General features: G+C 68.5%; 9 protein-coding genes. 3 read left to right on the top strand and 6 right to left on the bottom strand.

Features of this window, described 5'->3' with window-relative positions:
• Positions 1-206: 206 nt before the first annotated feature.
• Positions 207-1,148, bottom strand: a complete 942-nt coding sequence (locus tag WMF46_RS44685; RefSeq protein WP_437982804.1) for a DUF3829 domain-containing protein — start codon at positions 1,146-1,148, stop codon at positions 207-209.
• 398 nt (positions 1,149-1,546) lie between these two features.
• Positions 1,547-2,224, bottom strand: coding sequence for a hypothetical protein (locus WMF46_RS44690; RefSeq protein ID WP_437982805.1), 678 nt, complete (start codon positions 2,222-2,224; stop codon positions 1,547-1,549).
• Positions 2,225-2,773: 549 nt separating this feature from the next.
• Here WMF46_RS44690 and WMF46_RS44695 point away from each other — a divergent pair.
• Positions 2,774-4,375, top strand: coding sequence for a vWA domain-containing protein (locus tag WMF46_RS44695; RefSeq protein WP_437982806.1), 1,602 nt, complete (start codon positions 2,774-2,776; stop codon positions 4,373-4,375).
• Between the two features lie 85 nt (positions 4,376-4,460).
• Here the strand turns inward: WMF46_RS44695 and WMF46_RS44700 are convergent, their stop codons facing one another.
• The 4 genes from WMF46_RS44700 to WMF46_RS44715 form a co-directional block, all read right to left on the bottom strand.
• Positions 4,461-4,895 (bottom strand): VOC family protein, encoded by a 435-nt coding sequence (locus WMF46_RS44700; protein WP_437982807.1) that lies wholly within the window; start codon positions 4,893-4,895, stop codon positions 4,461-4,463.
• Between the two features lie 119 nt (positions 4,896-5,014).
• On the bottom strand, positions 5,015-5,638 hold the full coding sequence (locus WMF46_RS44705; RefSeq protein ID WP_437982808.1) for an RNA polymerase sigma factor: 624 nt from the start codon (positions 5,636-5,638) through the stop codon (positions 5,015-5,017).
• Positions 5,614-6,276: a hypothetical protein gene (locus tag WMF46_RS44710; RefSeq protein ID WP_437982809.1), complete on the bottom strand. Its 663-nt coding sequence runs from the start codon at positions 6,274-6,276 to the stop codon at positions 5,614-5,616. Before WMF46_RS44710 ends, WMF46_RS44705 begins: the two co-directional genes overlap by 25 nt.
• 1,186 nt (positions 6,277-7,462) lie before the next feature.
• A complete protein-coding gene (locus tag WMF46_RS44715; RefSeq protein ID WP_437982810.1) occupies positions 7,463-9,517 on the bottom strand; it encodes a protein kinase domain-containing protein in 2,055 nt (684 codons plus the stop codon).
• 642 nt (positions 9,518-10,159) lie between these two features.
• On the opposite strand from WMF46_RS44715, the gene WMF46_RS44720 reads away from it, so the two are divergent.
• The gene (locus WMF46_RS44720; protein WP_437982811.1) at positions 10,160-10,579 is read left to right on the top strand and encodes a transposase; all 420 of its coding nucleotides are present in this window, start codon (positions 10,160-10,162) and stop codon (positions 10,577-10,579) included.
• Positions 10,537-13,707: a hypothetical protein gene (locus tag WMF46_RS44725; RefSeq protein WP_437982812.1), complete on the top strand. Its 3,171-nt coding sequence runs from the start codon at positions 10,537-10,539 to the stop codon at positions 13,705-13,707. Before WMF46_RS44720 ends, WMF46_RS44725 begins: the two co-directional genes overlap by 43 nt.
• The last annotated feature ends 104 nt before the right edge of the window (positions 13,708-13,811 follow it).

Here is a 13,811-nt window from a genome sequence, read left to right on the forward strand (position 1 = left end):
GGCGTGATCGCGCCTCGCTCGTCGTGGCGCTCTCTCGTGACGCCCAAACCCCCGGCCCAGCTTGCCAATCAGCGGCATGACCACAATCTGGGCCCCTTCCCTCCCGTGAGCGCTCGCCCGCTCTCTTTTTGGACACGCTACACAGTCACGCCCCGGACGAGAACCGTGTTTCACGATGCCGGCCAGGGCGCGTGCCGGATCCAGCGCTATTTCAGCAGGTTGTTCGCTTCGAGGCTTCGGAGCGAGTTCGAGAGGCTGACCAGGCTGTTGTAGTTCGAGGTCATGCTCTCGCTGATCGAGTCGAGCTGCTCTTCCTTTTCCTTGCCCTCGATGCCGCGCTTCAGCTTCTTCGCCTCGGCGAAGAAGCGGTCGGCGGCGTCCGCGTAGGCCTTGAACGTCGCCTGCGGCGTGCCCTTCCCCTTGGTGAAGGCCTGGAGCTCGTTGTACGCGGTTTCGACCGTCGGATAGAGCGCCAGGAAGCCGTCACGCTTCACGCTCACGAGCTGGTTCGCCTGATGATTGAAGTAGCGAAACTGGTAGCTGTACGTGTTCTTGTCGGTGTGTTCCTTGAGCTCCTCCTCGGCCTGCTTGCGCGCGATCTCGGAAAGCGCCGTTTCGAACTTGTTGATGTCCTCGCGAAACGCAGCGGCCTCCTGCAGGAACTGGGTGTGCAGCGTCTTGCCCTTGGCGCCCTTGTCGTCCTTGAAGTCCTCGGCCTGGAAGTAGCCGTGCACGGACTTGTAGGTGACGGCCACCTTCTCGATGTCCGTGACCGTCGCGCTCGCGAGCGGTTCCAGGTGCTTGAGTGAATCGGGCGCGATCTTCGCGGCCGCCGCGAACTCCTTCTTCGCTTCGGCGATCTTGCCCTCGGCCGACGTGTGCTCGGGGAACAGGTGATGCTTCTTGCCTTCCACCGGCCCACTCTCCGGGAACTCCCGGTAGTAGTTCTTGATCATGTCCTGCGGGTCGCCGATCAGCGCGTTGAAGCCAGTCGCGTAGTGACCCATCGCCTCTACCGCCGTGGAGCTCTTCGCTGGATCGTTCGAGTTCCCCTGCACGGCGTCGGTGGCCATGCCCGCGATCTTCTTGCAGGCGGGAGCGCCCGCCGTCACGAGCACCAGCGCCAACACCCTGTACAAAGCACGCATCGCTGCTCTCACCCTTTTTTCCGTGGTTTTCTGCCCATCGGAGAGCCGCCTATCGTACGAAGTCGATAGACAGGTCTTCCTGCTCGAGCCACATTACCTCGAAAGTCGTCCGCGTTTACACACCTTTCGCGAGCGCCGCTCGGCACATCAACCTCCCTTCCCACCCGTGAACGGCAGCACCCGCACGCGACGCAACGTGGGGACCGATGGCGTTCGGGTTCGACGCCGCGTAGCTGAGCACCCGACCCGCCCCCGTCATGGCGAGCGCACGCCGCCGTCGTCGAGGCACGGCTGCGCCCGGAGCACGCCGCCCCAGCCCTGCGACGGGGCAAGCGGGGGTCTGATGGGCCAAAAACGGCTCGCCAGGCGCCGTCCCCGCGCGGCTTGACACCGACGCGCTAGCGCGCCCCACGCGCGGCACCCACGCGCGCAATCGTGCCCATCCACCCGATCACCGAGAGCGCCGCGAGCTTCTGAAGCGCTGGCAAAAAGACGTGGCAGCCCGGCACCGCGATCGCATACGCGTAGTACGCGGCGTCCGCGCTGCCGAGCGCGAGCGAAAGCGCACCGAGCCACGCCGAAAAGCGCAACGGTGACGAGCGGCTCTCGCCCGCATTGCCCCGTGCAAACGCGCCGGTCACGCCCAGGAGCGTCGCCAGCAGCCCGGGGATCGTCGCGACGAACACCGACACTGCGTGGAGCAGCGGCGAGACCACGGACGGCAGCCACGCGATCAGGTTCGTGCCGGCGGCGGAGAGCAGTCCGAACACGCGAACCGTGTCGCCGAGCCGGCCGCCGAGCAGGGCGCCGTGAACCCACCAGAACGGGACGAGCGCGAGGGAAAAGCAGACGAACGAGGCCTGCGCGAGCGAGCGCGCGCGCGCGTTGTCCACCCCGCGCAGGGTCACGGGCTGCGTGAGGTCGCAGAAGAAGTTGCCCCAGAAATCGTAGCCGGGCGCGTTCGCGTCGCAGAAGGTGCCGCCCGGATACGCGGCCGCGGCGAGCGCGGTGAGGACGAGAAACGCGGAGACCCCGACCAGGATCAGAGCGGGTGCGACGCGGGTAGGCTGCCCCACGCGCGCGAGAATAACACGAGGGCCGATGCGTTCCGGGTCATGCTCGAAGCTCGGGCGCGCCCGGGCCGCTTCACCATGGTGGTTCGCGTCACGCGCGTCACGAGGTACGAGTGCGCGGAACGAGTGCGCGGAGCCTGGTCGCGCGCGATCGCATTCGCTACGAGCGCTCTCACGACGCGCTCGTGGCGCGCGTTCAGCTTCGAATAAAGAGTCTGCACGAAGTGACCCATCTGTTCAGATTGCACGAGGTCATCTCTTCTGCTTGGGCGGCCGTATGGCCTCCGGGCGGCGCATGTGTCGCGTCCGTGTGGGTCGAGCAATGCCAGCGTGCGCCATACTGAGGCGCGAGCCTGACAACGCTGTCATGGTGTTTGCCGCCGGAGCGTAGATGGCCGCGGTTTGAGCTGTGTGGCCCGCGCGATCCGGCGCGATCGGACCAGCGGCGCTCGGGTGCGGCGCGGCGTCCGGATGGCATTGCGCGCACGGCACCCATGTTGCTCGGCGGGCCGTCCCGAGCGCGGTGCGGTCGCATCGCGGAGGAGGGTGCCAGTGCGAACCGTTCCCGCGTCCCTATCTCTCTGTCTTTACGCTGTATCGGGGGTCCTCCTTGGCGGCGCCGGGCTCGTCGCCTGCAGCCAGGGTTTCTCCCCGGAGCCGCCCTTCGACAACGGCGCCGTCAGCGGCACCGGCAGCACCGGCACCGGCAGCACCGGCGCTGTCAGCGGCACCGGCAGCACCGGCACCGGCAGCACCGGCGTCGGCAGCGGCTCCGGCGGCGGTGCGGGTGCCGCCGATGGAGCCCAGGCCGAGCCGCCCCCGGCGCCGTCGGACGAGGACGCCGGCGCGGCCCCGGCGTTCACCTGCGAGGGGCTCGACTCGAGCCAGCCCGTGGTCCTGTACCTGTCGGCCGACGACTCCAATTCGATGAGCTCGCCGGTGCACGTGCGCGAGCTGCTCCGCTCGGGCAGCGCGCCGGAGCCGTGGCAGGTGCGCACGTACGAGTTCCTCAATTACTACCGCATCCATTACGCGCCGCCGGACGAGGGCGAGCTCCGCGTCGAGCCCCAGATCGAGCCCGGTGAGGAGGCGGGGACCTACGCCCTTCAGATCGGCGTTCGCTCCTACGATCCGCCGAGCCCGCGCCGCCCCATTGCGGTCACGTTTGTCCTCGACACCTCCGGATCGATGGACGGTGAGCCGATGGCGCGCGAGAAGGCCACGGTACGCGCCGTCGCCGCGAGCCTCTCCGAGGGCGACGTCGTCAACATGGTCACCTGGAACACCCAGAACTCGGTGATCTTGAGCGGCCACGTGGTGGACGGTCCGGACGACCCGGCGCTGCTCGCGGCGGCCGACGAGCTCTCCGCCAGCGGCGGCACCGATCTCGAGAGCGGCCTCCGGGTCGGGTATCGGCTCGCCCAGGAGCACTTCGAGGAAGGCCGGATCAACCGGGTGATCCTCGTCAGCGACGGCGGCGCCAACGTGGGAGTCACCTCCGAGGAGCTCATCGCGCTGCACGCCGAGGACGCCGACCAGGAGGCGATCTACCTTGTGGGCGTCGGGACGGGCCCGGCGTTCGGCTACAACGATGTGCTCATGGACGTCGTGACCGACAAGGGGCGCGGCGCCTATGTCTATCTCGATGACGAGGACGAGGCGTTCCACATGTTCCGGGATCGCTTCGCGGAGGTGATGGAGGTGGCCGCCCGCGGCGTCCAGGTGGAGCTCACCATGCCGTGGTACTTCAAGATGGAGAAGTTCTACGGCGAGGAGTACTCGACGAACCCCGAGGAGGTCGAGCCGCAGCACCTCGCGCCGGGCGACGCGATGATCTTCAGCCAGCTCGTGCGGGGGTGCGATCCGGGCGTGATCAACGACGAGGATACCCTCACCGTGCGCGCGCGCTGGCAGACGCCGCTCACCCATGAGGCGAAAGAGGCGAGCCGCGAGGCGACCCTCGCGGAGCTCGCCGCCGGGAGCAAGGAGCAGCTCGTCAAGGGCAAGGCCATCGTGGCCTACGCCGAGGCGCTCAAGGCGAGCACGAGCGAGGCGCTGCACGCCGCGCGCGAGCAGGTGATCGCGGCGAACCCGGGAGGCGATCCGGAGCTCGACGAGATCGCGGAGCTGATCCCGCTCCACCCGCTCTACTGAGAGATCTGCGCGGGCTCTGAAGAGACAGAGAGCTTGAACCGCCAATGCGCCGAGGACGCTCGACGTGGGGTCGACCCTGGTTGGTTCAGCCCGAAGCCTCCAGCAACGCCGCGTCGTGCGCCTCGGCGCCGGGCCCGAGCGGCTGGCCGTAGGAGAACTCGATGTAGTTGCCGTCCGGGTCCTTGAGCGCGCAGAAATAAGCCACCGGATAGGGCAGCTCCTTGGGCGGCCAGACGAGGTGGGCTCCGCCGCGGCGCGCGATCTCGTCGACCGCGGCGCGGCTCTCGAGCGCAAACCCGAAATGGCTCATGTCCTCCGGCGCCTGCGGCGCGCGCTGGCCGCCCTCGATCATCACCAGGACGAACGTCCGCTCCTTCCCTTCCTCGGCGAGCCAGGCGACCCGCGTGCCGGCGTCGCTGCGCTCGTGAACCACCTTGAGCCCGCAGAACTCGCGATAAAAGGCGATCGTCGCGTCGAGGTTGCCTACGTGGAGCGCGACGTGGGTCATCATCGGTTTCATCGTAAACTCCCCTTCTTTTCTCCCCGGCAGCGTAGCAGACGAGCAGGCGCGGGAGGCGATCGCGGACGAGGCGCGGCTCACGCCGCGGCCCGCGAGCCACCACGACGCAGCGCCGCTCCTCATCCTCGCCGCGGACGAAGCGCCCGGGCTAGCGCTGCGATCCCGCGGGCGCGCCAGCGATAGGCCGTGCTGACCGGCGCGTCCTGCTGCTCAGCGGCCTCCTCCATCGACATCTCGAACATGTCGTGAGCCGCGATCACCGCGCCCTCGTGTTCGGGCAGCTGGTGCAAGGCCTCGAGGAAGGCCTGGCGCATCTCCTCGCGCTCGATGGTCTGATCGGGAGTCGGCGCCTCGTGCGCCGCGTGCGGCGGGGCCGCAACGAGCTCCTCGCGGTGCACCCGGGCACTCTCGAGGTGATGGCGGACGCGGTGATAGGCCAGCGCCCGCAGCCAGACACGAAGCGCCTCCGCGGGCTGCACGTCCGGGTCGGGGCGATAGCGGTCCTCCTCCGAAGCCTCCCACGCTGCGAGGAGGACGTCTTGCGCGAGGTCTTTGACGTCCTCGCGTGTCGCCCGGGTACCTCGAAGGTAACGCGCGACGAGGGCGCGGACGAGGCCCACCTGCGCGGCGAGTTCGGCAGACGCAAGACGCCTTGCCGCAAAGTCCCGCCCCGCGCGGTAGATGGCCGCGAGCGCGAAGAGGACGAGATGGCACAGCGCTAGGTCGAATCCCGAGACCGCCATATGCTCGCCACGTGGACCGCGATGAGGGCCATGAACATCACGATGAGGATCTGCTGGGCTCTCTGCCAGGTCAGGAAGATGTTGCCGCGGTAGGGCCCACCCGTGACCATCGCGAGCTCGACAGAGACGATGATGCCGGTCGCAACCGCCTTGAGCGACAGCGGCTCACGCGACCGAAACCAGACCAGGAGACATCCGAGCGACGCGCACATCGCCGCGAGCTCGACGGCCAGATAGAGACGCTGGAGGTCTGCGCCGCGCGGGTAGGTCGCCACCATGAAGGCCATGGCGGCTGCGTAGGCGATCAGGACGCCCCAGGGCCGGCGCTTCGTGAAGACCCAGATCGCGAGCGCGGCGACGCCGGCGGGCCAGGCGATGAAAAGAGCGCCGTCGATATCGACCGCCACGCGTTCCCAACCGATGAACGGGATGGCCGCTGGATCAAGGCCCTGCGCCCGGATGGCGTCGCGCGCCGGTGCGATGACGAGCTCCCGCAGCGCGCGCCGGCCGAGGTTCGCGAGCAGGTAGAGAGTCAGGAGCCAGGCGATCGGCCGGTGATCGGGCTTCCGATGCGCGATAGCCCACGCGAGCGCGGCCGCCCCCGCGGTCGCCGCATAGGCCAGGAGCACCAGGTTCATGGCCCAACCACCCGCCCCGCCGCCGGCGAAGGGCCGGACATGGGGAGCAACATGCGGGCGACGCTACTTGGCCAGGCCAACGAGGCCAAAAACCCGGGGCAGATCAGCGGGAGGCGGCGAAGGGTGAGCGACTCAGGCGGGCGCCGGAGCAGCCGGCGGAGAGGTGCGTCAGGAGCGCGGGCGCCGGTGGCTTCGCACGATGCCCAGCCCGAAGCCGAACACGGCGAGGAACTGCGCGAACCAATGGGAAACGATGTGGGGATCCGGCGGTTCGATGGAGAGCATGGCCGGGAGGGTACCAGGGCTGGCCCGCGGACGTCGTCCGCTTTCTCGGCCCGGCGGGTCGACCTGTGCCACGCGCGCACGCGCGCGAGGCGACGCCGCTGTGTCAAGCGGAAGATCGTGCCCGAGCGACGACCTTCGCTGCACGTTCACCTCAACGGCATCGCGACCGCCGACCGGACGAGCAGCGCGCGGAGGCTACCCGGGCTGCCGGCGGATGGGTGACGATTTTGTGAGAGGGGATCGGGGGTATCCGTAAGAGGCGCCAGGGCGGGCGCCAGCGGAGCACGGGTGCGCTGCACGGCCAGCGCCACCGCGACGGAGCCGAAGAGCCGGCCATCGCCCAGAAGTTCGCCTGCTGATTCCCGCAGCTGCCGATCTAGGCCGCGCAACCGGACACGTCGGAGGAGCTCCGCCGTCCCTGGTGAGGGGGCACAGTGCTCGCGCGCCGAAAGGCGCTGCGCCCCGCTGCGCGGGCGCCTGCGGCGGCCTGGATCCGCGCTCCGCGCGGTGCCCCTGCACGGTAGCGTGGGCGACGGCGGAGGGGCGCTCCGCTGAGGGCTCGGGTTCGGGGCAGGAGGGAGGGCAACACGAGGTCGGCTGCCGTGAAAAGCTGTCGTGCAGGCGATCTCAGGTAACGGCAGGATGGCGCTTTCCCTCCGTCGAGGGGAACCTTGGGTTTGGCAGACAAGGACCCAGAAAGGAGAGCGCCGCTGAAGAGAACCATCGGATTGGACGTGCATGCCACCAGGGTCGCGCGAGGCTCGTGCGGTACTGCACCCGCCCGGCCTTCGCGCTCGATCGAATCGAGCTCCTGCCCGATGGGCGCATAGCGTACTTGCTGAAGACACCTCGGCGGGGACGCACTCACCGCGTCATGAGTCCAATGCGCAACACTGGAAATCTACTTGCATGGCACTACTTTTTTGCTTCCATCAGGCATCGTTGCTGTACATGTTTCCAGATTATCGTTTGCTGTTGGGAAAGGGAAGGTGGAGGGGATCGTAAGAGGCATCACAGGAATCCTCGCATCAGTTTGCTTCGCCCTACCGGATACCGGAGTGATGCGTACGGTCGGGGCGGGGCTGCTCGATTTCCGCACCGCGGATACTGCTCCTGCGTCGAGGACCGGTTGCGCAGGCGCGGCGGCGTCCGACAACGCGCCAGCATCTGGCAGCATCTCCGCTTCGCGCGCGGACGCCTGCGCCGAGGCCAGCGCGATCGCCTCCGGTTCGACCATCAGGCTCGGATCGGTAGACTCGGCTTGCGAAAGGCCTGACGGCGGCAGGCTCGGGTCGCCTGCGTCACTTATGAAGTTGCCGCGGCCCACGCGAAGCGCGGCGGCCAGAGCGCCAGCTGCCAGCACCGATATTGCGCCGACATACCAGCCCCAATGGAGGAGACCCCTCCGCTTGGTACGTGGGAGCAACGGATGCTCAATGAATGCATCTTTCGCTCTGCCCCCATCGCTCTTAGCGAAGGATGGTCGATCGGGCAGCGTCTCATCGCTTCGCTCATGAATAGTCTTATGATGACCCAGAGCGTCGCAAAAGGCGCGTGCGTCGGAGTATCGATTCTCCTTGGTCCAATCGGTCGCGCGCCGGAGCGTCGACTTGATCGCGTCGCTCGTGGCGAGTCCGTGGATGACGTCAGCGGGATTACGCAAGACCCAATGCGGGAGCTCGCTGCCGTGGAGACAGAAGATGGCAGTCATGGCGAGACCGTACACGTCGGCCCTTGCATCCGCGTCCTGTGGATGGTGGAGGAGCTCCGGTGCCGCATAGAGAAAGGTGCCTAGAGCGCCCGTCCGTGTGCCCCCGGTGGTGTGCGCAGCGTTCACCAGATCGAAATCAGTAAGCTTCGGCTCGTCCGAAGCGTCGAGTAGGATGTTGGCTGGCTTCACATCGCGATGGACGATCCCTTTGGCGTGAGCTTCCGCGAGCGCGTCGCCAATCTTGAGGATGATCGGGACGATATCGTGGGAGCGAATGCGCTGGTCGAGCACGGCTTGCCGCAAGTCGCCGTTCGCGGCGAGCTCCATTACATAGTAATAATATCCATCATCCTCACCGTGCGGCTCCAAGACGCGTACCACGGCCGGGTGCTGGAGCGAGGCCATCTCACGCGCCCCGCGGAAGAGCCGCTCGCGGCGGATGGAATCTCCCGCGAGGTCCGAGTGGAGCACCTTCACCGCGACGTGTTTGCCCGTGCTCCGATCGAGCGCCTCCCATACCACGGAGAATCCTCCGCGCCCCACGCGGTGCAGCAGAAGGTACCGGCCTTCTCCCAGGGAGTCTCCCGCCTTGAGCTGGCCGCCCCGTCTGAGCTGCCGGCGAAGATCGAGGATCTCGCGATCGATCTCGGCGGTGCTGGCCCCAACTGATTCGAGCTCCGCCTTGCGGCTGCGGGAGAGCTCCAGATTTCGGCTGATGGTTCGAGTCTCGTCATCCGGGTAGCTCGGTGTACAGCTGCGCGCGTTGGCCCGCGCGAGGGGCTGCTCGCGAACGCCGCTGATGAGGAGTCGCACCTCTCGCGCCATCTCCGCAAGATCGGCTGTGATCTGATGTTCTGATCCCTCGGAGAGGCAGCGACCCTGCCCTGGACGCAGATCGAGCGCGCGAAGCCACGCGACGCCCTGCCAGTCGCACGGCGTGGCGAGGAGCGGCACGATGGTCAGCCCGGACAGCGAACGGCGCTCGAGGAGGCGCGGCACGATGTCCGTCTGGAGGAACTCGGATGCGAGAAAGTTTGCGGTTACGATCAGGATCGCGACGCTTGCGGTGTCCATCGCGTTGCGGAGCGCAGCGTCTCGCTCCTCACCAGCGTTGATCCTGTGCTCGTCCCAGGGGTCCAGCAGTCCTTGCAGGGCGTGGACATCCAGCTGCACAACCAGCCGGTCCCGCCACGCACGGTCTCGCGGATCGGAGCTGATCAGGACGCTGGGCTTTGCCCCCTTCATGCGTGGATTCTCGCATGGCAGGGGGGGCAGCTGTCCAGCCGCGACGAACGGGGAAAGCGCGTCGTTCCGCTCTGGCTCAAAGGAACTCGGTGACGTCCAGATCGAATTTCGTATCGCCGGTGAGCGCCCTGCCCGTCCCTATCTGCTCGTCGCGCCGACGCGCCCGGTGACGCTCGCGCGCACGCTCACCTGGATGCGCACCGAGGGGGGAAGGTAGGGTGAAACGATCCGAGGATGTCAAGAGTGAATCGCCACGCTCACCTCAGGTGACAGAAGCAGGTTGAGGATAGCTCGCGCAAAGTCATTCCAACCTGTCAGGAATTTTCCGCCAACTACCGGCGTTGACATAACGTACAAAAATTACGATCCACTGATCCGCCTACAAAAATTGGCGCCGCGGTTACCTCGACGAGCACGCAGCCGAGAAGCGCAGCAACGAGAGCGTCGTGTCCTCCGCGCTCGATGCGCGCACCCAGCTCGCGCTCGCGGGTGGAGCCTTCTTGCGTGGCCCTTCGAGCGCAAGGACAACCCCGACGCGGCTCTCGAGCGCCGGGAGCGATGCTTTTCCGCCACGTGCGACGGGTCCGACGTGCATTGCGCGGTGCGCATTGCAGCGGATGACGATCAGGGCGCGAGAGGCTCATGCGGTGCTACAGCCGCCCGGCCTTCGCGCTCGATCGAATCGAGCTCCTGTCCAATGGGCGCATAGCGTACTTGCTGAAGACTCGTCGGCGGGGACGCATTCACCGCGTCATGAGTCCAATGGAGTTCATGGCCCGGCTCGCGGCTTTCATTCCTCCGCCGAAGATCCCCCTTGTGAGGTACCATGGCGTGTTCGCGCTTCGCTCGTCGTTGCGCTCTCCCGTGACGCCCAACCCCCCCGCCCGCGCCGCGAAGCCTGAACCGTGCCCGGGCCACGTGCCTCGGCCCGCTGCACCCGCGCCTGCGTCGCCTGCACGAGCATCAGCGGGAGCCGCGACGCCCCACACGTGGTCGTCGCGTTCGTCTAGACTCGGCGCATGGTGGAACCGCTCTCGGAGGTCCGTCGGCTCGGAAGCCTGAGCTTCGCGAAGCGGGGGCGGGCGCTTGCCCTGCTCGCCCGCGGCTGGGATCAGGCCACGGCCGATCGGGTCATGCCTGCGCTGGATGGGGGCGACGGCGACGAGCGGCGGCTGGCGCTGGACCTGGCGACCTATCGCCGGGACGTGGCGCGCATCGAGCAGGCGCTGCGCGACCCCATGATGCGCCAAGCCGCGCTTTCCTCGGCGCGCCGGGTGCCGGTGCCGGACGAAGCGTTGCTCCAGGTGCTGCGCGAGGGGAATCGCCGCGAGGCCCGCGGGGTGGTCATGATCATGCAGCGGCGCCGTCTCGTCGCCCAGGCGACGGCGGTCATTCCCCTGGTCATCGCGAGGCATGGTGTGGGGCTCGCGGCACGCCTGTTCGCGACATGCGATCTCGACACGCTGGAACATCACGCGGCCGAGCACGAGGCCGCGTGGCGCGAGCTTTTGACGCGCGCGCCGGAGCGGGGCCTTCGGGTGGCACTGGCGACGCGGCGCAAGATCACGGCGGACGAGGGCACGCTGTTCTGCACCCGATATCCCAGGGAGGCCCTGGCGCTGCTCGTGCGGCGGGATGCCTTGCATGCGAGGGCGATCCACGCCCTGGCGATGGCTTGCCCGGCCGAGCTGCTCGAGGTCTTGCGCGGGAACGACTGGACTGTCTCTCTCGCGAGCGGTCCGCTTCCATCCGGATTGCCGCCGATCTCGACGCTGCCGGCCGAGGATGTGCTGGAGCTCCGGAACCGGTGCAAACCCCTCGACGCCTCCGCCGATCCGCTCTTCCGCTTCCTGCCCCTGACCGAGCGCGAACGTCTCCTTGGCGCCGAGCTGGAGCAGGCCGCGACGGCCGCATGGTCGCCCCGTCGTGGCATGGACGCGCGGCTGGCCACGATGCCACCGGCGAGCGTCACGCGGCTCACGGCGGCGGCCCTGAGCCCTCCCGTCGATCCGGACACGCGGCGCAAGCGGCTTCAGGCCCTCGAGAAGCACCTCGACCTTGCCCAGCTGCGATCCGAGCACGAGGCGCTGGGCGTGGCCAAGGACCGGGGCGAACGCGCGGCGCGGATGGTTGCGCTGGTGCGTTCGCTCCGCCGCGGCGCCGACCCGGCGACCTGCGCGTCCGTCCTCGCCGAGGTGGAGCCGGCATGGCATGGCTCCAGCCGCCATCTGGTCATGGCCGAGCTGGCCCAGCTGTCCGATCGTCAGGTCTCGGAGATCCCCGTGCAGACCTACAGGGACGCCCTGCTCACCACCGTGCAGTCGCGCGATTCGAACGCAACCACGTTGGCCCAGGCCGAGCGGGCCGTGCACAAGGCCATCGGCGAAGCGATCCTCCGGGACAGCATCACGCGCGCGGCGCAGCTGCTCGGGCTCCTGGTTCAAATTCGCCTGGATCCCCGGGTGCGCTGGCGCGCCGACAAGGCGCCGGCGCCTGGTCACAAGCCGCCGTCCATGGAGTACCTGCCGAGCCCGCTGCGCATCGCCGAAGGTCTCGCCGCCCAGCTCCATGCGGCCTACGAAGGCGTGCGCCTCGACGGCACCACACCCATGCTGGGACCGGTGGCGGTCGGTCGCTACGAGCCCGAGGCGGAGCGGCTCATCGTGGACCTGCTCCTCGGAAGAGCACCGAAGACGCCGCGGCCTCCGCGCAAGGCCGTCACATGCAACGGGCCGCTGGACGAGGTGATGGGGTACGTCCCGGAGATCAGCTTGAAGGAGACTGCCCTGGTCGACGCGCTGCTCGATCGGGACGACACCACCGATCCCCACAAGACCGATCTGGTGGCGGCGATCTCACGATCGGCCCCCGGGCGGTGGACGCCCCCCCAGCGCAGGCGCTTCACGCAGCATCTCCTGCGGGTGGCGCGGGACGCCGGCCTCGATCTCTCCAGGCGCGTCAAGGCCATCGGCCGCGTCGAGGACGCGCCGCTGCTGCTCGAGCTGCTGCCGGGCGCGGCCGGGCCGGTCGCCGCCGCGATCCTGGCGCGGTGCGCCCGGATCGCTCCGCCGACCGCCGAGCTCCGGCGGCTGTTCCTGGAGCGCGCGCGAAGATCCGGCGTGGTGGGTCGCGCGGCGATGAGCGCCCTCAACGTGCTGTCCGAGCGCATGCCCGGCCCGTTCGATCTGGCGCCGTACCGTGAGCTGCTGCTGTCGAAGGACTGCGCGGTGGTCAACCGCAAGAACGCCGCCGGCAGGGTCTCGGCCGCCGCGACCGTGGAGGCTCGCGACCTGCTGATGGAGGCGTGGCGGTCCGAGGACCTGCACCCCAGCATCCGGCCGGACATCCTGGCGGGGTTGCTGCGCTTCGTCGACCAGGCCGACGTCCGACAGGTGCTGATCGACGGCATCACGACGGTGCCGGATACGTGGTCGCTGCTCAACCCCGGGTCGAGGCTCCTGTTCCCGAACGAGTCGCAGGCGCGACCCGCGGTGGCTCGCGGCTTCGTGGCCCTGGCCGAGGCGCTGGTCGAATGCGGCGACGAGCGCATCGCTTCCACGGCAGCGGGCGTCTGCATTGCCCAGCATGACCTGTGCTCCGAGGGGCTTGGTCTGGCGACAAGGCTCCTCGCCGAGGCGCGCACCTCCGGCCGCGTCCTGGTCCAGGCTGTCGAGTCCTTGAGCCGCCTTCCCGACGACGCCGGATTACCCCACTGGCAGGCGGCGCTGGCCCGGCTCGTCGCAGCGGCGAGCGGCGGTCGGACCTGGGCCGCGGCCCGGCTGGCGCGGCTCGCGCCCAGGCCACGGGCGTTCCGGATCGCGCTCGGCCTGGCTCAGAAGGCTGCAGGCCTGCGCCTCATCGCCGCCGCTTCACTGAAGGAGATCCTCGACGTCGATCTCGTCGAGGTCAGGTTCGACAAGGAGCTATGGTCGGAGTATCTGGCCCTGGTAGACGAACAGCCCGCGCGCCGGAGCCCCTCCACCGGCAAGCTGAAGGACCCCGGGCTCGCCGCCTCCCTGATCGATTGGCTCATCCAGCATGGCGGCCTTTCGGCCGCGCTGTCGGCCGCCGAGCTGTCGCTGCAGGTCGAGAAGCAGCTCCGCGACAGCCCCGCATGGCGCGGTCGGCTCGACGCCATCCGCGCGATGCACGCTGACGCCGCCGAGCGCTTGCTGCTGGCGGACATCTAGCTTCGATTCGCGCGGCCCGCGTCGGCGTGTTCTTCGGGACGGGGGTTGCGCTTCGTTACCAGTGACGGACGCAACCCCGGTAGCCAATTGACGCGCGGCTGCGG

Source organism: Sorangium sp. So ce117, from assembly GCF_051524395.1.
GTDB classification, from domain to species: Bacteria; Myxococcota_A; Polyangia; order Polyangiales; family Polyangiaceae; genus Sorangium; species Sorangium cellulosum_B.

Excerpts from the sequence above, each read along its gene's own strand:
- WMF46_RS44685 (WP_437982804.1), bottom strand. The coding sequence starts at position 1,148 with ATGCGTGCTTTGTACAGGGTGTTGGCGCTGGTGCTCGTGACGGCGGGC.
- WMF46_RS44700 (WP_437982807.1), bottom strand. The coding sequence starts at position 4,895 with ATGAAACCGATGATGACCCACGTCGCGCTCCACGTAGGCAACCTCGAC.
- WMF46_RS44705 (WP_437982808.1), bottom strand. The coding sequence starts at position 5,638 with ATGGCGGTCTCGGGATTCGACCTAGCGCTGTGCCATCTCGTCCTCTTC.
- WMF46_RS44710 (WP_437982809.1), bottom strand. The coding sequence starts at position 6,276 with ATGAACCTGGTGCTCCTGGCCTATGCGGCGACCGCGGGGGCGGCCGCG.
- WMF46_RS44715 (WP_437982810.1), bottom strand. The coding sequence starts at position 9,517 with ATGAAGGGGGCAAAGCCCAGCGTCCTGATCAGCTCCGATCCGCGAGAC.
- WMF46_RS44720 (WP_437982811.1), top strand. The coding sequence starts at position 10,160 with ATGCGGTGCTACAGCCGCCCGGCCTTCGCGCTCGATCGAATCGAGCTC.
- WMF46_RS44725 (WP_437982812.1), top strand. The coding sequence starts at position 10,537 with ATGGTGGAACCGCTCTCGGAGGTCCGTCGGCTCGGAAGCCTGAGCTTC.